Consider the following 22,052-nt stretch of genomic DNA (forward strand, 5'->3'; position numbering starts at 1 on the left):
GCTGAGAACATCTTTTTTATCTGAATTCCTGTTTGACCTGACTGCATAACCACGCAGGACTTTCTGACGCCTGATACGGAGCCATACATGAGTTTTACACCTAAAAATCTTACTCAGGGCGGCCAGATAACGGCCTACCGCCTGCGAATGTTCATACAGGTCAACCAGTGGATTTCACACTGGATGTTGTTGTTTTTTGTTCTGACGACGCTGGGCCTGTTCTGGTACATCACCCCGGAAGATACGCTGCGAAACGGCTTCTGGTACTGGACGGGCTATATGCAGTCCGGATTTATCCGGCTGATGCAGCACGACGGTCCTCCCGTGTGGGATATCCGCTGGCACTGCGAGCCAGACAGAATATGTACCATTAACCTTACCCTCGCTCAGCTGCTCGCAAATCCCTGGATGCAGGAGCAGGGTGCGCTGCTTATTCAGAATCTCAAACACTGTGCCTTCTGGTGCGGCGTAGCGGCAATGGTCCTTTTCAGCGTCGTATTCTGGTATGTGGGACGGATAGGCAAAAAAGAGAGTGCGGATGAATTTATATCCGGAATGGAGCTTACGGATAGTCTGAAAGAGATTAACCGGCTGCTCAAAAAGGCTGGCGAAAAATCTGACCTGCAGGTGGGCGGATTACACATGGTGCGTAATGCCGAGGTCATGAACTTCCTCATTCACGGCACCATTGGTGTCGGTAAATCGACACTCATTCGCTGGCTGCTGGATTACATACGTAAGAGGGGTGATCGCGCCATCATCTATGACTCAGGCGGTACATTTGTCGAAACACACTATGACGAACGTCTGGACAAAATCCTGAATACGCATGACAGGCGCTGCGAAAACTGGGTGCTGTGGCGTGAAGGGCGTGAGGTGGTGGACTACGAGAACATGACGGCCGCGCTGATGCCGGTCGAGGGTGATTCGGACCCGTTCTGGGTTTCGTCTTCCCGGACTATCTTCAGTGACACCGCTATGCAGTTTGCCCCCGACCCGCAACGTAATTATGAAAAGTTTCTGAAAACACTACTGTCCATCGATCTGAAAAGCCTGCGGGAATTTCTGAAGAACACGCCCTCCGCCAACCTGGTGGAGGAAAAAATTGAAAAAACCGCCATCTCAATACGCTCGGTTCTGACCAACTACGCCAAGTCTCTGCGCTACCTGCAGGGTCTCGATAAAGAGGGCAAACCGGAGTTCAGTATCCGGGAGTGGATGACTGAAAAGCAGTACGACAGGAGCTGGCTGTTTATTTCCACCACGGCCCGTCACCGCAAATCCGTCCGCCCGCTGATAACCATGTGGCTTTCACTGGCGACTATTTTTCTTCAGAGCATGGGCGAAGACAGCAAACGACGTGTCTGGATTATCGGCGATGAGATTCTGAGCCTGCAAAAACTCCCGGATCTGGGGGAACACATGGCCGAGGGCCGTAAGTTTGGTGCCTGCTTTGTGCTGGGTATTCAGAACATGCCTCAGCTGGTCAACGTCTACGGCCGGGAAATGGCCAAGTCGATTTTCGACCTTCTGAACACGCGATTTTACGGCCGTTCTCCCAGTTCAGAGGTGGCAGAGATGGTCGAAAAAGATTTGGGCTATCAACGCCGGCGAGAAGCCCGGGAGCAGAACAGCTTTGGTCTGGCGCAGGAGCGTGACGGTATCTCAATCAGCAAGGACAAGGTCAGGGAGCCCATCGTTGATTACGACAACATCATGAAGTTGCCCAATCTTCGTTTTTTTGTACGTCTTCCGGGCGAGTATCCTGTGGTGAAACTGAGCCTGAAGTACCGCAATCAGAAGAAATACCATCCGGCGCTGATTGAACGCGACTTCAAAGACAACCTCAGTCCTGAGCTTGAAAAAATCATCAGTCAGAACGAGCGTGATGCTGCCAGCCTGGGCATTCGTTTCCCGACCGGCGATGAAAATCTGGAAGCGGGGACAGTTCCGACCGCTGAAACCATTTTTCCAGCTGAAAACCCTAAACCGGCAAATGCAGTTAACGTCGCCTCTGCGCCTGCTGCTGACGCTCGTGAGCAGCAACCCGCGCACGAAATGCAGACCCCGGTTAAGCCGGTACAGACGAAAGCGCGTTCAGTGACTGTGGATGAACCTCAGCGGTCGGGTGCCGTAAACGTCAGTAAACCCGCAGCCAATTTAACACCGAATATCGATGAACCTAATCCTGCAGGCGGGTTGCCGGACAACGTCAGGGCTTTTCCTGGCCGCTTCTCTCAGGCGTCGGTCGGTAAAGAGGCTGCAGCTGATCGCTCCGGAGCACGTCCTCAGACGTCCGTTCCGGTGGCAGATAAAACCGTACTTCCTGCCACCCAACCTCCCGTTTCTCCCGCAAATGCTAAATCACCGGTCAGAACGGCGAGCGCGCTTGAATTGCTGGCACAGCGTTCAAGCAAGCCTGCGACAGGTGATGAATCAGCGACGTCTGATGAGTCCGCTCAGGGGGAGGCACCTGATCTGCAAATGCTGGCGGAAAAAGACGATGCCGGTCAGCTGATTGTGCATACGGCTGGCCATCAGAAAACCGGTCCCGACAGCAGGGAGGAGGCCTACGCTGATCAGTACCGGCAGGCCAACTACAAAATGGCTGACGATGAAAAGAACATCCTGCGCCACCGTGAAGATTACGAGGTCTGGCAGGAAATGGGAGAACATCATGAACCCGGAGGGCATGAAAGATGATGACCGTTGCGCCGGTGGCTTCGGCCGCCGATGCTGCCAGCTACTACAGCAGCAAAGACAATTACTATTTTCTTGATGACCTGGAGAGTCAGTGGCTGGGCGAGGGTGCAAAAGAGCTGGGACTGGAGGGGCCAGTGGACCTGCAGACGTTTACAGACGTCCTGCACGGTAAACTGCCGAACGGCGTCGAACTGGGCAAAGAGGTTCAGGGTTCCCACGTCCACCGGCCCGGCCATGATCTGACGTTTTCCGCGCCCAAAAGTATATCCATGCTCATTCTCGCCGGTGGCGACAAACGCCTGCTGGAGGCTCACCACGAAGCGGTGAAAGAGACGCTGGGGGTGATTGAAAACCTGATCAGCGTCAGGGATACAAAGGACGGCATAACGCGCATTATACCCACCGAAAAAATGGTGGCGGCACTGTTCACCCATGACACATCGCGCAATCTCGATCCGCTGATTCATACCCATGCCGTGATCGTGAACGCCACCGAACATGAGGGCAAGTGGAAAGCCCTGTCCACCGACTACATTCACAAAACGGGATTTATTGAGACGATTTACAAGCATCAGGTGAAGTTTGGCCAGCTTTACCGCAGCTCGCTGAAGGGGAAAACCGAAGCGTTGGGCTATGAAACGGTGCTGACTGGCGGACCGCATGACATGTGGGAGGTTAAAGGTTTTACTGAAACTGTGCTGGAAGAATTCTCCTCACGGCACAGGGAAATACGCGAAAGCGTAGGGGACGAGGCCAGCCTGAAAAGCCGCGATGTGGCGGCGCTCGATACCCGCCAGAGAAAACAGTCTCTCGATCGCTATGGTGAGGATGACGTAAACCCTAAAACGGTTCCTGAAAACAGCACGCCGGCCGTTCGGGATGAGCGTACGCCACTGCAGGTTAAGGCCGACGCCTTGAAAGAGGCTGGCGGTATCAACAAAGATGACAGTGTCTCTCCGGAAGCCGCAGGTAAAGTCATCAGTCATTCCGGCGAGCCGGACGTCTCCGGCTCAGGCCTCCCTGATAAGGTTGCCGGCGCTGAAGAACGGCTTATTACTGGCCCGCTTAACGAAAATCTGGCCAGAAGAGATGATTCTCCGGAAAAGGCGTACGGACCTGAACATTCCACAACCAGTACAACTGAACTGATGCTTGCTGAACCCGCGCTGACAGATGACCGAACGGGCAATACAAAGAACCACGACATGACACCGGTTCAGGATGAGGAGCCCATTGCCAAGCCCGAAACTGAACGGGGCCGCAGCCGTCTTCAGGAGCGCTGGAAAAGCCAGATGGAGAAGCTGGATTTTGACATTCAGGAAGTCATCAGTGAGGCGAAGTCCCGTGAGGTGCAGCAGACTGAACCCGAGGCGGATATCAGCAAAAATGCGATCTGGTCAGTACAGGAAGCGATTTCAGTTCTGAGCGACAGTCAGACGCGTTTTACCTACGGCGATCTTCTGGTGACCGCGTTCAGCGCAGGCGAATACGAAGAAAAAATACCGGATTTGAAACGCGCGCTTGATGAGGTGATCAGCAGCGGCGAGCTTGTCCCTCTGGATGCGGAAAAGGGCGTGTTTACGTCTCGTATCCACCTGCTGGATGAGCTGTCATTACAGTCTGTGGCTGCCGATGCGGTCAAAGAAAATGTTGTGGCCAGCTTCCGTACGCCGAAAAGTGAAGTCCCTGAGCGTTTCGTTCAGGCTCTTCAGTCACCGGTGGCCATCCTTAATTCCCCCTCATCTGCTCTGCGTCAGCGTGAAACCGCTGAACAGCTGGTGACATTGTCACGTGCCCACGGGCGAGATGTGATGGTCATGGCCAGTTCTGCAGAGCGTGCACTGTCACTCGGTAAATCAGATTTACTCAAAGATAACCTGATGCACCGCAGCCGAATTCTGGACAGCAGCTTTACCCTTACGCCACAGAGCACGCTTGTGGTTGAGGGTGCCGAGCGACTGGGCCTGAAAGAAATGCTCGTGCTGACCGGCGAAGCACTGGAGAAGAATGCGCAGTTGCTGTTCCTGGACGGAGCCGGCCGCACGTCGGCAACCAGCGCATTGTCGGTTCTTGAACAGTCCGGTGTGCCGCGGCTTTCCCTGAGCGAAACGTCGTCCGGCCTGGAAACCCGCGTTATCAGTATCGCGGACAAGCGCGATCGCTATCAGGCGCTGGCCACGCGTTATGCAGAGCTGAGCGGTCCGGAAACCGCACTGACGGCGACGGTCGTCGGCGAACGTGAACAGCAGCAGCTGAACGATCAGATCCGTTCGGCGCTTAAAGATGCCGGTAAACTCGGACATGAAGAGGTGACCGTAGAAGCGCGTATTCCTGTTTTTACGTCCGCTAAAACCCGAAAGCTTACCAGTACCTACCGTCCCGGGCAGGTTCTGGAGGACAGATCGGATAAAAACGAAACACGTCATTACGTCATTGACCGGGTTCATGAAAAAAGCCGTCAACTGTCACTGGTTGATTCCGATGGTGTTGAGACGGTACAGGACATCCGGAAGCTCACTGGTGACTGGCGGCTCTTTGAGCGTGAATCATTGCAGGTCGCTGGCGGCGAGCGTCTCTTTGCCGTCGCCGGCGACAAGCCGGCAGGAATTAAGGCGCGCGATCGGCTGACGGTTGAGTCCGTCAGCGACGGCCAGATAACACTGTTGCGTGACGGACAGAAAAAGCCGGTACGGGTTGAAACCGGTCGGCCGCTTTATCTGACCCACGCCTATGTGTCCGCCCCGGGAAGCCAGGACAATGACCGTGGCATGGTTCTGGCCAGCCTCAACGGCCGCGATCTGACGGCCAACATGATGAACAGTCTTGCCCGCTCTGGCCACGAAGCCGAAGTGTTTACGGGGGAGCCTCTTGTCCGGGCAGAAGACCGACTCGCACGGATGCGTGCAACCCGTTCTCCGTTGTCTCTGGTCCGCCAGGCCAGCGGCAGGGATGACGCAGCAGAAGCACTGACTGCTCTTAAAAGCGGCCTGCAGACAGACGTGCAGAAGGCGTTTTCGCGCGCGGTTGAGCAGATGCGTGATGTGGCTTTTACTGAGGTCGAACTGCTCAAGGAGGCAATGAAGTTCGGGCCAGGCGTTCCCGATCTGCAGAAGCAGTTTGACCAGCAGGTAGCCGACAGGGATCTGATACGTGTTCAGGTTGGTGGTGAGTTCCGCTACGTCGCCCGCGCGACCTGGGAAATGGAAAAAACCATCGTCAGGGAAATCGCGGACGGAAAAAATGCAGTGCCTGCCCTGATGCAGAACGTCAGTGGTTCGGTGACGGCGGGACTGACGGCTGGCCAGACTGATGCCACGCGGCTGATACTTGAGAGTAAGGACAGGTTCACTGCCGTTCAGGGCTATGCCGGTACGGGTAAAACCACCCAGTTCAGGGCGGTTAAAGCTGCGCTGGACACGCTCCCGGATGGCTCCCGGCCACAAATAATCGGGCTGGCGCCTACGCACCGGGCGGTGAAGGAAATGCGCAGCGTCGGCATCGAGGCGCAGACCCTGAAGTCTTTCATCGTTGACTGGCAGCAGCGCACGGCTGCGGGTGAAAGCGTCCGCTTTGAAAACACGCTTTTCCTCATCGATGAGTCTTCCATGCTGGGAAACCAGGACACGGCCGTGGCTTACAAGGCCATATCGACCGGCAACGGCCGGGCGGTGTCGGTCGGGGACATCGCGCAGTTCACCTCGCCCGAGAGCGGTGCACCGTTCAGGCTGGTTCAGGAGCGCAGTCCCATCGACGTTGCCGTAATGAAAGAAATCGTCCGTCAGCGTGATGAAAACCTCAAATCTGCGGTTTACAGCGTTATCGAGAACAAGGCAGCGGCTGCGATTGAGAAAATCATGCAGGTCCAGCCCTCTGCGGTTCCGCGTGCAGCCGGCGTGGTACAGCCGGAACGTTCTGTTACTGAAACCAAAGCGCCGGTGGAGGCCATCGTTGCGGACTACATGGGGCGAACGGCAGGGGCAAGGGAAAAGACCCTGATCATCGCACAGCTGAACGAAGACAGGCGGGCAATCAATCAGGGCATTCATGACAGGCTGTTTGAGGCGAAGGAGCTGGGTAATAAAGCCGTAAACGTTCCTGTTCTGGAGCGTGTCACGGGCGGCAGGCATGACTTTAACCGCACGTCATCCTGGAAGTCAGGGCAGGTGGTTATGGTGAACGACAGCTATCTCAGTGTGACGGCTGTTGATTCGGGTATTAACCGCATCGTGTTACGGGATGAAGACGGCAGGACAAAGTTTTATTCACCGGCTGAACTCAATGCCACGGAGATCGAGGTTTTTGAACGCAAAAGCCTGGAGCTGCGGGTTGGCGACAGTCTGCGCATGACCAAAACGCAGAAACAGGCCGGACACACCGCACATGAACAGTATCGGGTACAGGCGCTACGGGATAATGGCGAGGTGGTACTGAGGAGTGCAGCAGGGGAAAAGGTCATAGAGCCGGGGAAGGTAACTGCAGACCAGCATATTGACTATGCGTGGGCGGTAACGGGATACGGTGCTCAGGGGGCCAGTGCAGAGTACGTCATTGCGCTTGAAGGTACTGAGGGGGCACGTCAGCGCATGAGCGGTATGCGCGCTTTTTACATCAGCATCTCCCGTGCGGTTGACCACGTACAGATTTACACGGACGGAATGGCAGACTGGATGGCCACGCTTCGTAACAGGGATAACGGCCCTGAAACGGCGCACGACGCCATCGATCCTCAGCCTGAACGCTCTCAGGCAAGACTTATCTGGGGTATGGGAAAACCGGCGTCAAAAACGGCCATAGGCCGGGCCTTTCTGCGGGAGCATGGGCTTAAAAACAGTCCGTTAACCGTGCGAATTATCCCCCCCACTAAAAAGTATCCGGAACCCCACCTTGCCCTGCCGGTCTTTGACGGCAATGGCAAGACTGCCGGCGTCAGTCTCTACCCGATCAGTGCGGACGCTGGTCAGATGACAACAGGTGCGGGCAGGGAGCTGGCTACCCGCGAAGCGCAGGCTGCTGTGCTGCAGAAAAGCCGGAACGGAGAAACGATGATAGTCACGTCACTGGGGCAGGGGCTTGACGCTGCCAGGACGCATCCCCATACCGGCGTCATCCTTCAGACCGGCCGTAAAACACCGACTGACAGGATGCTGAAAGTCGCCGGTGGCCAGCCAGAACGGGCATACCGTTCCGACGCTGCGCTGGTGAGCCTTGTGCAGCATGAGTTAACGGACATGTTCAGAAACCTGCCTCCGGATGGTCCCGTCCGCGACGAGTCAGCCCTGCTGCAGGCGGCCCTCGCGGCGCTTGAAAAATCACATGGTGCGTCGCTCTCACTGCCCGAAACGAACCGGTCAGAGCGGGCTGGAGAGCCCGATATGAAAGCGCTGGCCAGAAAGCTGGCTACAGACGCCGCCAGGGAAGACATAAAGCTACCCGAAAAAACAGAGCCGGACGGAATGGCAGAGATGCAGAAGCTTGCGAAGCAGCTTATGGCTGAGGCTCAGGTTGTGGTAAAACTGCCGGAAACGGATGCCGAAAAGGAGACGCTGAATATGCGACTTCTGACACGCGTCATGGAGTCGGTTAAGCAGCACATCCCGGCGCTGCCGGGGGAAAAGGAACCGGATTATGCACGCCTTATCGGCCAGGCTGCCGGCGAGCTTTCGTCGCAGGGAGGTCTGACTGCGGCTTCAGCCAGTGCGGTGCTCAGTGCACTGGCGAACGCAGGCCTGCCTGGTGATATTCGTCTGCCTGCTGAGACGGGCGCTGCGGGTGCCATACCGGCATCTGTCATCCGGAAGGCGACAGAAGAACTTGACCGGTCTGTGCAGGCCCCTGTCAGAGCGCAGGCCGACCTGTCGGAGCGCGCCATTGCCAGCGCGGCGCGTGAGCTTGAAAGACAGAGTCAGCCTACCCTGCCAGCAGAAGGACGCGGCCGGGAGCGTGAAGAACCTGTGCCTGAGATTACCCGCAACATTCAGAAAGAGCGCTGATACGCATGCAGGGCATTATCACGGCCCTGCAGCTCCCGAAATCTGGCGAAACAGCCAGCAAGTTAATCCACCTGAATTCCTGAAAGAGAAAACAGAACCTTATGAAAAAACACGTAAAACTGGCGGCAGTGATGCTGGCCACTGGCATTAGCTGTGCTGTCCAGGCGGCACCGACGGCTGCAGCAGAGGACTTTACGCCTGCGCAGCAGGCCCGTATCGGCGAAATTGCGGCTGACTATCTGGTTGCGCATCCGGATGTCCTGATTGAAGTCAGTAAAAAGCTTCAGGCGCGGCAGGAAGAGATGAAGCAAAAGGCCTACGTCGGTGCGGCCGTTAAAGCCCACCGGCTGCTGATGCAGCTCGACGGCGTGCCGGTGACAGGTCCCGCTGACTCAAAGGTCATTGTGACGGAGTTTTTTGATTACGAATGCATTGCCTGCAGCATGATGTCGCCAGTGATGGAAAAAGTTATGGCCAGTAATCCGAATGTCAGGTTTGCATTCCGAGACTGGACTATCTTTGCCTCCCGTTTTCCGGAGTCCACTCAGGCCTCCCGACGTGGTCTTGACGTGTTCCGGCAGAATGGCGCTGCGGCCTATATGTCTTATCACAACGGCATCTACCGGACAGGGCACAATGAGGGCAAGCTGACGGCTGAAGACATTCAGTCCGCTGCAGAGAAAGCCGGGGCCGGACCGGAGAAACCTGAGGACTATGCAAAATCAGACAGTCTCATTGCCAGTAATGATTCTCTGGCAGAGCTGCTGGGGCTGACGGGTACGCCGGGCATCATCGTCATGCCGGCAGAAAATGCCAGCCCGGAGAACACAACCGTCATACCGGGCGTTGTCAGCGAAGCGGTCATGCTGCAGGCCATCAACAAAGCGGCCGGAAAGTAAGAAATTCCTGGCAGGGTGGATTGTACTGTCTGAAAACAACAGTGCCGGATTATTAAAGGTGCCGGCGTTGCAGGGGATAGGTAAGTTTTCAGAACTTAGAGCCCGAAAAGCTAAATCAGCTTCCGGGCTTTGCTTCTCTTAAGGTTGCAGTATGAATTGAACTGAGAAGGTCAACTCTTAGCGAGTGAAATTTGATTTTTGTTAATTATCTGAAAGGCAAATCTTTGGTTGTGATGAGTTTTTCTGTAGCAACATTTTCTGAAATAAAGCCATGAATACGAAGCCATTTTTGTAGCTGTTTGACATCTTCTACCAAGTCAGCACAGTTCTTTGGATCATTAAATACGGGAGTGTACTCATTATGCATGCCTACATATACCGGATGTTCATGAGGATCAACGTCAAACCTGCCTGGCACTACTCTGCCATATGCCCCTTGAGAAAAAGAAAGATTAATTGCTTCGATTGCTGAAAAAGCTGTTGGATAGGGAAAGTTTTTCCCATAAAAGGCTTTAACAATGTGATAAATCGTATTTGTGTTAAGTTCTAATTTTTCAGTGCTTTTCATTGGCGTCTCCTTGTCGTTTCTACGGGGTTGGAAAAGTCGATTTTTTTTGTGCAGATAACTATTAACGCTAAGTACTTTTAAAAAATTTATTGCAGCTAGACTACTCTGTAAAACCTTCATACGGCCGGCCATCAACAAAGCGGCCGGAAAGTAAAAATTGCCCGGCGTCGTAATTGTGCTGCCAGGGTTAAGCCATACTACTGTTTACGGAACTGGACGTGCTTGTGCCTGGCTTTTAGTCACGTTCACGGTGAAGTTTGAAACACGCCGTTTTTTAACAGCCACCTGATTGTTTTGCACCGTAAGTGGCCTGGTCAACGGTGAACTGGTCTCCGGAACTTGAAGAAAGTTGATTAATGAGGCCTTTGCACGAGAAGCCCATCATGCTGAGATACTGCTTCGCCGATTTAACAGCCTGATGGTTCCAGTCAACATTAAGACTGTCTACTGCTACTGTGGCGTCAGAAATATCGAAACCATCGCCTGCATCCGATGAGAGTTGTTGTATAAGCCCATCTCGTGAGAAGCCCGACATCGAAAGATACTGCTTCGCGGCTCTGGCGGCATTATTCTGAGGCCCGGTCAGATCTCCCGCCCACGTGGGGGCTGAGACAAACAAAAAGGTAGTCAAAACTATCTTCATAAATTTCATATAATTATCTCCATAATCTATACGGCTCCTCTAACGAACCCGAAGGCCTTTCAGCGACGAAATTTTAGGGTGTCAGGTCTTCGGGTTTTATCGGTCAGTTTTGGGTAAAACTTTAAAAATATTTATATTATTGGCTCGGGCTTGAAATGCATATAGAAATGGAAAAATGTATTACAAAGCTCAACACAGACATAAGCCGGTTACGAAGAGGAATTTATGAGAAAGCCAACGCAGACATACGACCTTCATATTCCTGACGACGATTACAAAATGGCCGTCGTCCAGGGGCGTGATAAGGCAAACTTTGAGTCTCCCAACATCTGGATTTACCTGGGAGCTGATATAAGGGACCCCAATTATGCAAAGGTAGGGCTTACCATGGGTGATTTGAGATCCCGCTCATATAGCTCGGCCAATCCCAATTATCACATTTTTTGTGCATTTCAATGTTTTGTAGGCACAACGGGAGAGCAGCTTAAAAGAATTGAAGAGGGAGCTTTGGCCTATCTGGACAACATGTTCCCAAACCGTCGCGCTTATCATTATGAGTCGCAAGTCATGTCAGAATGTTATTACGATATAAATTTTAATGATTTTTTTATCTCGCTTCATAACTACCTGCATGACTATCATCAGAACAATTTTATGACTGGTCAGCATCTGAACGAATTTGAAAAAGATGACGGTTATACGCTAGCAATGGAATTCAATCCTCGGATTCCACTTTTAATCCGAAGAAAATATATTGAGTTAATTAAGCGATATTAATTACTTTATTCGATTATAACAAAAGTCCAGACAGCCCCGTTCCCCGTGAATGGGGGTTAGCATATATGTTCAGCACTAACTCAAACGATTTCCCTCACTGTTAGGTGTGATCCATTGCGATCGTCACCCCTTTCCTTAACAGATACAGCCTTTCGAAAATGGACGTGGTCTGAACGCACCGCCATGCGTTGGATCATTTATCAGGACACATACGTACTTCCTGAACCTTAAAGACCGACTAAATATGAGTTTTTTTTATCCATCCGGTACGCTTAGTGATTATTCAGTGCTGGATTTAGCGGTTGGCTGCGGTTATGATTTTCAGACTTCGCCGGGTGGTTCCGGCGATCGAGTGTGATCCTTGCCGGGTACTGTGGTGGTCAAAGGCAGGTAAAGCATAACCCCAAACCGGTCATGCGCGGTGAGGGCAAAGAATTCTCCGGATAGGACGTATCCGTAAAAACGTCCAGGGTACAGAGCGAGGCACATCACCGGACTCTGAATGCAAAAACCCCCTGATTCTGTCTCAACTTGGCGGAAGGTTCAGATTCAGGGGGTTCATAAGCAGGCGCTGGCCTGTGAAGGATTATAACGCATGCATTTCATAAGACAAGCCCTGCCCGCCATAAGTCCGGGACAGGGTGAATGATCAGATTTTAATCGGGTTAAACTGCCCGACCCCAAAGGAAGACAGACGTCGTCGCGGCGACCATTCTGTTGCCTGCAAGTGCCCTGAACCCGTCTGGTTCGCTCCAGAAAACTACCGCCCGTTGCCGGGCGAGTATGGCCACGCCATGCGTAACTATGTCGTTAAAGACAAGGTTACCGGCCAGTGGCGGCTGCGCCAGCGCCTTTCCCGTCACCCCTATTTTGTGAAACTCCGTAAGGCCGCAGGCCGAGAACGCGATTTCCGGCCGGAGCGCAGAAACCTCATCGATGCGATCGCACCTTTGCTTGTCCAGCGGGCAGACATGGCCACGTCGGTAGTCACCGTTCACGGCAGCGGGCTGGCCAGAGAGCTGAGCCCGAAAGATGAAAACGGCAATGTCATTCCGGAAACGCGGGTTGAGCCCTGCCGACTGTCCAGGCTTTTTCAGGAACTTGCACGTTTTGGCCTGATAGAGCTTCCTTGCCTGGAGTGGGACCCGGTTGAGAAATACTGGATGCCCCGGCATATCATCCTCACCGATCGCTTCTGGAAGCTCTCCGGCGTCAACATGGATAAGCTGCTTCAGCAGCGTAACGTTCGCCTTGAGGCCCAGGCGGAAGGCATCATCGAGCCGGGCACGCATGAATCGGTGCGCGCAGCGCGTAAGCGCTGGTACGAAAATATGCGTATGGCCACGCTGCTTCACCGGCGTGAAAAGGCCGTGAAAGAGAAGCGCAGAAAACGCCTCAGTCGTCTGCCGCTGGACGAACGCCGGCAGACGATGGCCAGCTGGCTGATCCGTTCCCGTCCGAACCACGAGCTTTTTAACCTCGATGCTGACGGCTTCGACCGTCTGGTTTGGCAGAGCCTCAACCAGCTGGAGCTGGGACTCGGCTATGAACCGGCGCCGCCCGACGTCGTACACTGACTGACACTCCCCCTACTTTTAACCGCCTTGACTGGCGGTAAAGTCGTTTGTGCCGGCCGCAAAACCGGCAACGTTCGCGCACTCTACTCCCCGTTTTTATCGCCGAATTCAGCGGCGCTGGCCAGAAACACGACCGTAGGAATTTTCATCCACATTTACCCGCAATCGTGAAAAATATGTTAGCCGCACATGACTCATGAGATACCCGCAAAACATTCCTGACTTACGTCAGAAAGAAATATTCATAAGTAAAATAAGGTGTTCATGCAGGCATCGTGTGTGGATAAATAAGGCCTTCGCTTGCAGCGGCCGCAGGCGTCCGCGCCGCTCAGAACGGGAAGTAGCTCCCGCTCACGCGGGCCCCGAAACCAGTCATTTTAGTTACAGCATACATTCATTCACTGTAAACAGCACCGGCGCAGTCCTGCAACCCGAGTGCCCCTCCAGGCAGGGACCGGAGCCGGACCTGAAAACCCATCGCCCCCACTGACCAGCCGCCCCCGCCCGGCCCTTCGGGCCGGAACAGGAGTGGCTGATTAATGGGTGTTGTAACTAATAGCTCTGGTATTGCTGTGAGTGGAGTTGCTTCAGGGTACAGTGAACACGCCCGTAAGCGGCCCTGACGGCCCGCTGACGCGGAGATACGCCCCGACTGCGGCTACGCCTTGTCGTGACCACTCCGACGGCGTACAGTGGCTGTCGTGCGGCGGTAAGCGGGTCTGGCTTATCAGGGCGAAGTGCCCGACAGGCAGAATCTATCAAACCGTAACCGGCTTCGCCGGGCTACCGGCGCCATGTGGCCAGTTCACCCTGGCGGGCATAAGCTGGCGCCTTCATGCGCTATCGCGCATAAACCTGATTCAGTGCAGGAGATAACCTCATGCAGCACGTTGACGACGACGAAACCAGATCAACTTACTGGGAAGCGTGCAGACTGGCCGGCATGGTCTGTCTGAGGAAAGCGAGTGAAGGTGACGTAATCAGCCGCGAAGAGATCAAACGTGATCTTATCCTTTTGCTGAGGGCACGTCTGGAACGAAGTGATAAGGTTGAACCGGCTCTCATGTTTGCGATTGAGCAGTTAATGGACCCTCCGCCCTGAGCCGGATTTTTCCTCGCGGTTATAATACGATTTAATAGCGTTATGTCAGGGTTGAGTTTGGATATAGAGAATTATTGTACGGCAAGCCTATTGTTTGAACATGTTTGCCTGTCGCGATAGGGTGTGTCCACAATACGTGGGTAGGATCAAGAAGTCTTCCTGCCCGTCAGCCTGAATAAACCAATCCTGTAGATGAGGTGCTGAAAGAAAAAAGAATTGCATCATATCTGATGCAATTCCGGATAAAATGTCTTTTTGTACTGTTATTTTATTTTACAATATCAGGTAAGCATTTATTATTTCTGATGTATTTTTCACTATCACACCATGTAAACAGAGCCTTCCCTTCAATGTTATGCTTCTCATAGTCGATATTTTTATCATTCGGCGCGAGAACTTTAACCATTTTAACTTCCGGGAATGCTTCTGATATTTTGAGTGACTGTTTTAGTTCGTCATCTGAGAAAGCTTTCAGTAAATAACCATTTTCATCACCATGAAAGCCATAGTAAACAGTTATTGCTCCAGCCTTTTTGATGTCATCAGCAACCTTTATTAATTTACCGGCGAAATCCACTACAGTTGACTGACCATCATTTGTGAAAACGTCGAGATCATATTTAATAATTTTACCAGACATAATGGTACCCTTTTATATTCGGTTTAAGCTATTCCTCTGCTAAGGAGTCTGTTAGCTTTTTGATAAGTGCAACATATGCCGGGTCATCATTCTCGAAGTCCTTTGCATATTTTGAAATTTGCTCGGGGGATACGAAGCGGAATGTGTCAATTCTCTGTTCTTGCTCGTAAGACTCAGTGGAGCTTTTATGGCACGGTGACTTAGTCATCAATTCCATCTGTTTGCTGTCGGCGAAAAATAAACGAATGGATACTGAGGCTTCACCTAATATTTCCTCGCAGATAAAAAGGAGGTGTGCCATCTTTGCATCTTCTTTTTTCTGCATGCCGCCGTATTCACCATTCAGGGCACTCAATATATCTTTTCCAATTTGCATGGCAGAAGGCGCTTTGTCGATGCCAGGCAGCAATTGAGACAGTATTTGGGTATCAACAGAGACGGTGGAGTTCGTGATTGATATGTGTTTTTGTACTTTCCCGGACTCGATGAAATACCCGGACTTTCGAATAAGTTTACTCCAGTCATCAAAATCAAACAGGCTTTTATTCGCTTGGGCCATCGCTTTTGTCATGGCCGCAAAAAGTACTGAAACACTGTTAAATAACGCTTTGGTTTCGTCGCTGAGAGATTCAGCTTTGCTGGTTGTGGAATACCAAATATTACCGGTTGCGTTAAGCCTGTAATTTACTCTCAGCTCGCCATCTCCTTCAGATTCTTCAGAAACAGCGACTGCATTAGAAAAATCGACTGCATTTAATTGTCGTTTGGGTCGTGAGCTTTTTGATACTGCTTCGTATTCTTTTAGCGTGCTATAACCTGCATCTATTGCCGACTCTATAAAGTTTTCACGCATAAAAACCTCATCTTTAATGTAAAATGAAAAGCAGGGAAATAACTGTGTTGTTGAGAAATGAAGTATAGTTCGTTCAATTGGCTTTGTTGAATAAATCGAACTTTTGCAGTATAGCGCGAGAGTACGGCCTATAGCTATAGGCAAGCCTGTTAAAAAAAATAGGCTTACCGTACAATGATTCTCTATATCTAAACTGACCCCTGTCATGACAAATCACGGACCTGAGACCAAATGATCAGCAACACAGATATCATCAACAGGATGCAGGCAGACAGTCTTTTCGGAGTACGTCTCGATAAGGCTCTGAGTGGTGTGAAAGATGAAGTACTGGCACAGGCAAGCCGCATTCAGCTCGGAGCAAGACGTCTCGCGTTTTATACATCCTGCTTCACTGAAAACTATCAGGACGTATGTACTGCTCAGAAAACCGAAGATGTCAGGTTTATGGAAGCCATTGGCCAGCTGGTTAAAGAGCACCACGTTGTCAGAAAAATGCTTGAGATTTACGTCAACCAGCTGCTTCAGGGATTGACGTCAGAACGCATAACCCGCATCAGGAAGATACTCATCGGTATGGGAGTGACGATAGCTTCGGGTTCGTTAACAAACCAGGCGCTGGCCTATTCTATCGTGATGGCTGCCAGCTACAGTATTGGCATCAGAATGGGCGTGACTACAAACCTCGCAAAAGTTTCCGCTGCAGGCGTAACCCTTGTGAGCTATTACGGATATGTGCAGCTGGCTGCAGACGCAGCAAACCGACTTAAATACCAAAATCCAAGATACTATTCCGGTCTCTACGCTGCAAAACTGGAGATGCTGTATTTTATTATTGAACCCGTTATCAGCCGAAACGCGCACAGGATAAATTCCTCGCGAACAGACAAGGACATAGCTGACGACATTGTACGGATTATCAGATGATTAATTTTTTTAAAAAATGGTTGCGCACGCAGCTGACATACTTTGCAAGCACGCTTATTCCGGCAATACTCATCCTCGGTTTCGGAGTGCTTGCCGTAAATTACTGGCCTGCTTACGCGTGGGGTTCAACAGCAATATTTGCGGTCACAGTCATAGTCGTTACTTTCTGGCTTCTGTGGGATAAGAACTGACCGACAAAAGATTCCCCTGATTAATAATTCCGAATTATACAATATCGATAAGCTCGGCCCCTTTGTTGTGTATATCTCCTACAGCCTTACTGACTTTATGCCAGTTAAAGTCGTCCTCCGGAAGTGCAGCCTCATGGACTATCTCGTCTGCCCTCTCGGAAGTTGTGTCTTCACTGAGCCATTCTCTCAAGACTCCAGCAGGTAAAACGACCGGCCTCCTGTCATGTATATCAATCATTCCCTGATTGCTGTTGGCTGTCACAATCACGAATCCTTCATGACCATGATCTTTATCAAACGGCGTTTTGCCTATCGCTGCGAAGAAAACCGGTTGTCGGGATTTGTGGTAAATAAAGTAAGGCTGTTTACCTTCTTTCGTTTTGGCCCATTCAAACCAGCCATTAGCAGGTACAACTACCCTGCCGTGCTGCCACAGGGGCTTAAACATTCTTCCCTTCGATGCCGTTTCTACTCTTGCATTGATGAGCATCGCTTTATGCCACCAGTCTGGCTTGTATCCCCAGAAAACCGGATCAAATTTCAACTTTCGCTGACGCTGATTAAGGGTCAGAACGCGTGTACCCGGCGCGACGTTGTAACGCCCCAAAGGCAGACTGTCGAACGGCAGTTCATCGGCCGTTATGCCCGCGGCCTCAAAATATTCATCTCTGCTACTGTACTGGGCAAATCGTCCGCACATAACAACCTCCACAGTTAGCTGGCCAGAGAGACTTATGGCATTCACATGCCCAGATCCTTCAGCTCTGGTGGCTACTTTCATAACCCAGTGCTCAAATGTCATGTAAGGGTAGTCTGCTTTCATAAAGACAGAGCAAAAAGCGTCTACTTTCATAATCAGTGCACCTTACAGGGTCTTAAAGCAGGGTAATTTTATGAAAGAACCCTATCCAGCAAGATGATACTTATGAAAGTAGACGCCTGAATGAATCTGGTTATGAAAGTAACCGCCTAATCTGCGCTGTTTAACGCCAGGCGCTGTAGCTTTGGTGACCTGCTATTGATTACAAACATGATTTCACGACCTTTTTTGTACTCATTGAAATCAAGATATCCAATTCTGACTAAATCGGCTAAAGCACGCCGTATGATAGCGTTTTGATCTTTTATCTGAGATTCAAGCGCCAGGCGCTCGCGAAATCTTCTCATTGATATGTAAAGCGTACCTCCAGGCATACTTTCAAGATATACGTAGAGAGACTGAGCAGCCTCTTTCCTTGACAGTTCTGAGAGAGCTTTCAAACCAAGCAAAACTTTATGGTCATACCGATAAAGTTCCCACAGACTGCTGTCGCCAACTATCTCAACCTGATCGGTTTCATAGTTGAGGACAGCTCGCTGCACAAGGTGAGTTACGAGGGATTTCTTTGCATTTTTTCCACGAAAAGAGAGGGTTACACTGGATAGGTTAAAAAGTGAATCGTGCAAACGTGCTCTGGCACGGCCGTTGATATCAGTAGGCTTCAGACCACACATGCGAGCAAACTCTGAGAACGGTAATGTAATCTTCTCACTGTTGTAGCCGTATTTAGAAAAGGCAGAAATTATTCCAACCCAAGTCTTGAAGTCCGTAGACATACTGAGCTTAGCACCCTGAATTTTAATGTCTGTGTACCCTTCCTGCCGTGCTACTTCCAGGCTGGAGAGTTCTTCTGAAGCATCTATTAAAAAGTCGCGTTTCCCCTTTTCTTTTGGAGCAACCGGTGTAAACACGCTCAAACGCAGGAGGGCAACGGGCTGAACTGATTTATTACTGGTGGGCACCAGTTCATAACTTGTGTTTGATTCTTTTTTTACAATAGAAAAAGGACTGTCTATGTGTATGTTTTCCTGTTCTTTTTCCATTTACTCACACCTAAAATGATAATGACATCCGGTTTTATGAAAGTGACCGCCTCAGATTTATGAAAGTAACCGCCTTACTTATGAAAGTAAACGCCTTTTTTATGAATATAACCGCTTTTTTTATGAAAGTGACCGCCTAAAAGTTACATTTTGACATTAAAGACAGTAACTTACAGACTCTGTGATCTTATTTGATCTTAAAGTGATCTATATATGAACTAAAGAATTGATCTATCCAGTGGATATGTGGATAAGTGTTTTTTCTAACGCGCCTTCGGCTTGTTCAACGAAAATCGCACACGCAAAAAATTTGCGAATGCGATTTCCGTTACCGGTAAAGGCTTACTCATAACCGTTTAGTATTATCAGCTTACCAATTTCCAGACATGAACCGGCACGCGGTCAAACAGCTTGTTCACTGTCAGTTCGGCTTTACGGTGATCGTATGCTGAAGTCATCGCATATTCTTCTTTTGGATCGCCTTCGTATTTCAGGTGTTCGTACACGGTCTCCAGCGTGTCCATCGAACGACAGCGCCTGAATCTCATCAACCAGTCTGTTTTTGTCATACCTTGCCTTAGATAAGTAAGTGCTTATGGCACAGGGTTTGCCATAAACCAGAAGAATTTTGCTGAGTGAAATAACTGCAACGTTTAAAATGATCCGTAACGTAGACAAACGAGAACAGGCCTGTGTTTTAGAGTTCTGGGAGCGCTTGTTAAATCCCGGACATGACAGGAGGGAATCCGCCGTAACATGAAACCGCATTCTATTGATTCTTCGATTTTCAGTCTTGTGCGTTACGATGCAACCAGTGGCCTTCTCGAACTGGAGTACATTAACGGAAGCAGTCGCCGCTGGCTGGGCGTTCCGGTCAGAGTTTACCACACCTTCTGCAGAGCCAGAGATCCGGATGCCTATTTCAGGAGCTGTATCGACGGGCACTACACTTCTCTTCGCGGGAAGCTGACTTTCTGAGGGGGATTCAGGTTCATTTTTCCCGTTCAGTTCAGCCATCATTCTCGCATAATCTTCGTAGTGATTTTCTGCCTCTGACCTTACACGGCTGAACGAATGTGAGAACCGGTGCTGGTAGCCACAGCGTTTTTTACGTGCGGCCTGCATCAGCGTCTGCTGGACCCACAACCAGAAAGCACGTCCTTTTTCTGAGGGCACAGGATATCCGGCCTTTTTCATGATCTTGCGCGCAACACTTTCGCTCCAGCCATTTATCAGCGACAGCGCACCATTAATATCACCACGAGATGTCAGTAAATTAATTTCATGAAACTGGTTCATATTATCCTCTCCGTATCTGTTGTTCAGATTATCGGAGCGAGGATTCATTACTTCAGTCGATAATTGTTATAAGTTATTAAAATTTTTTAACTGTGAAAATAATTTGTTTATTTATTGATCTCGTCGGATGTATTATTAACTTCTAATTAAACAGGATGAATAAATAATGAAAAAAACAAATTTTTTCTGTCTGCTTCTTTTTACACTGCCTTTTTTTTCCTACTCCGGAACAGACCTGCAGGCGGGTTTTTCACCGGGCGGTACTGCTCAGGAACTCATCATCAGCTTCATCCGTTCTGCTACGGGTTCTGCTGACGTGGCTGCTTACGAATTTACCAGTGAGCCTGTGGAAGAGGCGCTTGTGCAGCTCTCGCGCCGCGGTGTCCCTGTAAGATTAGTGGCCGACGAAAAGAAAAGTCACGACCGCTGGTCGCTGGTTAATGAACTGGCCTGTTCAGGTATCCAGGTCAGGACAGATGCGCAGTACAGTATTATGCATAACAAATTTATCGTGACAGGAAATAACGGCGTGCAGACAGGCTCTTTTAATTACACCTCGTCGGCGGAAAAGCGTAATGCTGAAAATGCGCTGGTTATCAGAGACAGTTTGCCAGTGAGTAAGCAGTATCATGATGAATTTAACCGGCTCTGGGCGGAATCATCGCCTGTACAGTGCAGCCGTTAAAAAAATATAATTAATATTGCCGGTGAGGTGGACTGTATATGACCAAGAAAAAAGTGTATCCGGTTTACTTCACCGGTCAGCGTGGCCAGCACGAGGCGTCAGAAGCTTTTCAGCAGAACGAAACGCCTGTCTGGCAGCGCTGGCTGAAGCACGCCCGCGACAACAAAAAGACCACGGTGGTCACCTGCAGCTGCCTGCCGGCAGAGACCGACCCCGTCAGACGCCGCCTGAAAGTGCATTATTCTCAGGAGACTGAACGCTGCTGGCTCTCTTCATATGCCTTTACAGGTAATGAACACAAGCCGGACTGCCGGTTTTATTCGGTGTGGTCAGACGAACGGCAGGCGGAGATTTATCAGGGCGATGCGGTCCGCTCGGCTTCGGACGGGACCATCGTCGTCAGATTGCCTACCGGCCTTCAGAAAAAGGCCCCGTCAGAGGTAAAGCCGGCTGAAGACGTGTCTGTTGATGAGCCTGTAAAACGCAAACGGCGTCCCTCGATGCGCCTGCTGGGATTACTTCACCTGCTGTGGGAGCAGTCCGGCATCAACGTCTGGCACCCCGCCTTCGACAAAAAGAAACGCACGCCCGGCTGGGTGAGCTGGCGTCTGCAGCAGACGGCGGGCCGGATACGCGTCGGCCGCGTGCCACTGGAGGAGTCGCTGCTGCTCATGGCCATGAAGGGCACGCCGCAGGTCATTTCAAACTGGGAGCACATGAGAGTAGCCGAAAAGAACCAACGGCGGCTCATTGTGGTATCCGTGCTGGCCAGCTGGAATGAGGTTGCGGAAGCACGGCTGCAGACCACGCTCCCGCTGGGGCTGTTTTTCGGCTTCCCTGACCTGGTGCTGCCGGAGGACGTGCGCCTGCGCCTGGAGAGGAGCTTTGGCCGCGAGCTGGGCGACTGGCGCCGGGGAATGAAAGTCGTGGTCATTGCGGAAACGGAACCACCCGAAACGACGTTCAGACACATTGACGGGCGCAACCGGCCGTCCAGCTGCAGCACCGTCATCGACGTGGCGCTGATGACGGTCAGCCCCCGCTTCATTCCGCTGGATTCCGGTTATGAGGGCGCTGTCGAAGAAAAGCTGTGGCAGGAAAAGCGCGCCTTCATCAAGCCGCTGCGCTACGACGGCGAGGAAGACGTGTTTCCGGACTTTGTGCTGAAGGACGTTTCCGGCGTGGATGCGCTGCCGGTGGAGGTCTTCGGCATGAATACACCTGAGTACCTGCTGCGTAAGCAGGAGAAGACCGCCCACTACGACAGGGAATACGGACCGGGTAACTGGTGGTACTGGAATGCTGCCGACAGGTCAGAGATGCCGGCATTTCCGTAAC

General features: G+C 51.3%; 16 protein-coding genes. 9 read left to right on the plus strand and 7 right to left on the minus strand.

Features of this window, described 5'->3' with window-relative positions:
• Nucleotides 1-87 precede the first annotated feature (87 nt).
• From traD to RAC65_RS20285, 3 genes are all read left to right on the plus strand, one after another.
• The gene (gene traD / locus RAC65_RS20275; RefSeq protein WP_375097132.1) at nt 88-2,703 is read left to right on the plus strand and encodes a type IV conjugative transfer system coupling protein TraD; all 2,616 of its coding nucleotides are present in this window, start codon (nt 88-90) and stop codon (nt 2,701-2,703) included.
• Nucleotides 2,700-8,693 (plus strand): MobF family relaxase, encoded by a 5,994-nt coding sequence (mobF, locus tag RAC65_RS20280; protein WP_375097133.1) that lies wholly within the window; start codon nt 2,700-2,702, stop codon nt 8,691-8,693. The genes traD and mobF overlap by 4 nt, the downstream gene beginning before the upstream one ends.
• A 101-nt stretch (nt 8,694-8,794) precedes the next feature.
• The gene (locus tag RAC65_RS20285; protein WP_375097134.1) at nt 8,795-9,592 is read left to right on the plus strand and encodes a DsbA family protein; all 798 of its coding nucleotides are present in this window, start codon (nt 8,795-8,797) and stop codon (nt 9,590-9,592) included.
• Nucleotides 9,593-9,797: 205 nt separating this feature from the next.
• Here RAC65_RS20285 and RAC65_RS20290 read toward each other — a convergent pair whose 3' ends face one another.
• Together RAC65_RS20290 and RAC65_RS20295 are read right to left on the minus strand one after the other, a co-directional pair.
• Nucleotides 9,798-10,160, minus strand: a complete 363-nt coding sequence (locus RAC65_RS20290; protein WP_375097135.1) for a hypothetical protein — start codon at nt 10,158-10,160, stop codon at nt 9,798-9,800.
• Nucleotides 10,161-10,434: 274 nt separating this feature from the next.
• Nucleotides 10,435-10,812 carry an Ltp family lipoprotein gene (locus RAC65_RS20295; RefSeq protein WP_375097136.1) on the minus strand — a complete coding sequence of 126 codons (378 nt, stop codon included), beginning with the start codon at nt 10,810-10,812 and terminating at the stop codon, nt 10,435-10,437.
• A 216-nt stretch (nt 10,813-11,028) separates the two neighbouring features.
• Here RAC65_RS20295 and RAC65_RS20300 point away from each other — a divergent pair, with 216 nt between their 5' ends.
• On the plus strand, nt 11,029-11,580 hold the full coding sequence (locus RAC65_RS20300) for a hypothetical protein (protein ID WP_375097137.1): 552 nt from the start codon (nt 11,029-11,031) through the stop codon (nt 11,578-11,580).
• A gap of 641 nt (nt 11,581-12,221) precedes the next feature.
• On the plus strand, nt 12,222-13,157 hold the full coding sequence (gene repA, locus RAC65_RS20305) for a plasmid replication initiator RepA (RefSeq protein ID WP_375097138.1): 936 nt from the start codon (nt 12,222-12,224) through the stop codon (nt 13,155-13,157).
• A 1,370-nt stretch (nt 13,158-14,527) separates the two neighbouring features.
• On the opposite strand, the gene RAC65_RS20310 is transcribed toward repA, so the two are convergent.
• Together RAC65_RS20310 and RAC65_RS20315 are read right to left on the minus strand one after the other, a co-directional pair.
• Complete coding sequence (locus RAC65_RS20310) at nt 14,528-14,899, minus strand: hypothetical protein (protein ID WP_375097139.1); 372 nt, start codon at nt 14,897-14,899, stop codon at nt 14,528-14,530.
• A 28-nt stretch (nt 14,900-14,927) separates the two neighbouring features.
• Nucleotides 14,928-15,752, minus strand: a complete 825-nt coding sequence (locus tag RAC65_RS20315) for a Zygote formation protein zyg1 (protein ID WP_375097140.1) — start codon at nt 15,750-15,752, stop codon at nt 14,928-14,930.
• Nucleotides 15,753-15,983: 231 nt separating this feature from the next.
• Here RAC65_RS20315 and RAC65_RS20320 point away from each other — a divergent pair, with 231 nt between their 5' ends.
• Entirely contained in the window at nt 15,984-16,676 is a 693-nt protein-coding gene (locus tag RAC65_RS20320; protein WP_375097141.1) for a hypothetical protein, read from the plus strand.
• Between the two features lie 225 nt (nt 16,677-16,901).
• On the opposite strand, the gene RAC65_RS20325 is transcribed toward RAC65_RS20320, so the two are convergent.
• The 3 genes from RAC65_RS20325 to RAC65_RS20335 all read right to left on the minus strand — a co-directional run bounded on the left by RAC65_RS20325 (nt 16,902) and on the right by RAC65_RS20335 (nt 19,299).
• Nucleotides 16,902-17,567 (minus strand): SOS response-associated peptidase family protein, encoded by a 666-nt coding sequence (locus RAC65_RS20325; RefSeq protein WP_375097162.1) that lies wholly within the window; start codon nt 17,565-17,567, stop codon nt 16,902-16,904.
• 269 nt (nt 17,568-17,836) lie between these two features.
• Nucleotides 17,837-18,730, minus strand: a complete 894-nt coding sequence (locus RAC65_RS20330; RefSeq protein WP_116585305.1) for a RepB family plasmid replication initiator protein — start codon at nt 18,728-18,730, stop codon at nt 17,837-17,839.
• Between the two features lie 365 nt (nt 18,731-19,095).
• Complete coding sequence (locus RAC65_RS20335; protein ID WP_375097142.1) at nt 19,096-19,299, minus strand: Hha/YmoA family nucleoid-associated regulatory protein; 204 nt, start codon at nt 19,297-19,299, stop codon at nt 19,096-19,098.
• A 187-nt stretch (nt 19,300-19,486) separates the two neighbouring features.
• On the opposite strand from RAC65_RS20335, the gene RAC65_RS20340 reads away from it, so the two are divergent.
• The 3 genes from RAC65_RS20340 to RAC65_RS20350 all read left to right on the plus strand — a co-directional run bounded on the left by RAC65_RS20340 (nt 19,487) and on the right by RAC65_RS20350 (nt 22,051).
• On the plus strand, nt 19,487-19,708 hold the full coding sequence (locus RAC65_RS20340) for a KTSC domain-containing protein (protein ID WP_019104929.1): 222 nt from the start codon (nt 19,487-19,489) through the stop codon (nt 19,706-19,708).
• 487 nt (nt 19,709-20,195) lie between these two features.
• A complete protein-coding gene (locus tag RAC65_RS20345) occupies nt 20,196-20,714 on the plus strand; it encodes a phospholipase D family protein (protein WP_375097143.1) in 519 nt (172 codons plus the stop codon).
• A gap of 38 nt (nt 20,715-20,752) precedes the next feature.
• Nucleotides 20,753-22,051 carry a DUF1173 family protein gene (locus tag RAC65_RS20350; protein ID WP_375097144.1) on the plus strand — a complete coding sequence of 433 codons (1,299 nt, stop codon included), beginning with the start codon at nt 20,753-20,755 and terminating at the stop codon, nt 22,049-22,051.
• Nucleotide 22,052: the final 1 nt, after the last annotated feature.

Origin of the sequence: Pantoea sp. BS_8, assembly GCF_041954965.1 — a bacterium.
In the GTDB taxonomy this organism is placed as follows: Bacteria; Pseudomonadota; Gammaproteobacteria; order Enterobacterales; family Enterobacteriaceae; genus Pantoea; species Pantoea stewartii.

What these genes read in the sequence shown, in the direction of transcription:
- RAC65_RS20320 (WP_375097141.1), top strand. Translation starts at nt 15,984, where the DNA reads ATGATCAGCAACACAGATATCATCAACAGGATGCAGGCAGACAGTCTT.
- RAC65_RS20345 (WP_375097143.1), top strand. Translation starts at nt 20,196, where the DNA reads ATGAAAAAAACAAATTTTTTCTGTCTGCTTCTTTTTACACTGCCTTTT.
- RAC65_RS20335 (WP_375097142.1), bottom strand. Translation starts at nt 19,299, where the DNA reads ATGACAAAAACAGACTGGTTGATGAGATTCAGGCGCTGTCGTTCGATG.
- RAC65_RS20315 (WP_375097140.1), bottom strand. Translation starts at nt 15,752, where the DNA reads ATGCGTGAAAACTTTATAGAGTCGGCAATAGATGCAGGTTATAGCACG.
- RAC65_RS20295 (WP_375097136.1), bottom strand. Translation starts at nt 10,812, where the DNA reads ATGAAATTTATGAAGATAGTTTTGACTACCTTTTTGTTTGTCTCAGCC.
- mobF (WP_375097133.1), top strand. Translation starts at nt 2,700, where the DNA reads ATGATGACCGTTGCGCCGGTGGCTTCGGCCGCCGATGCTGCCAGCTAC.
- RAC65_RS20340 (WP_019104929.1), top strand. Translation starts at nt 19,487, where the DNA reads ATGAAACCGCATTCTATTGATTCTTCGATTTTCAGTCTTGTGCGTTAC.
- RAC65_RS20325 (WP_375097162.1), bottom strand. Translation starts at nt 17,567, where the DNA reads ATGTGCGGACGATTTGCCCAGTACAGTAGCAGAGATGAATATTTTGAG.
- RAC65_RS20350 (WP_375097144.1), top strand. Translation starts at nt 20,753, where the DNA reads ATGACCAAGAAAAAAGTGTATCCGGTTTACTTCACCGGTCAGCGTGGC.
- RAC65_RS20290 (WP_375097135.1), bottom strand. Translation starts at nt 10,160, where the DNA reads ATGAAAAGCACTGAAAAATTAGAACTTAACACAAATACGATTTATCAC.
- RAC65_RS20330 (WP_116585305.1), bottom strand. Translation starts at nt 18,730, where the DNA reads ATGGAAAAAGAACAGGAAAACATACACATAGACAGTCCTTTTTCTATT.
- RAC65_RS20310 (WP_375097139.1), bottom strand. Translation starts at nt 14,899, where the DNA reads ATGTCTGGTAAAATTATTAAATATGATCTCGACGTTTTCACAAATGAT.
- RAC65_RS20300 (WP_375097137.1), top strand. Translation starts at nt 11,029, where the DNA reads ATGAGAAAGCCAACGCAGACATACGACCTTCATATTCCTGACGACGAT.
- traD (WP_375097132.1), top strand. Translation starts at nt 88, where the DNA reads ATGAGTTTTACACCTAAAAATCTTACTCAGGGCGGCCAGATAACGGCC.
- RAC65_RS20285 (WP_375097134.1), top strand. Translation starts at nt 8,795, where the DNA reads ATGAAAAAACACGTAAAACTGGCGGCAGTGATGCTGGCCACTGGCATT.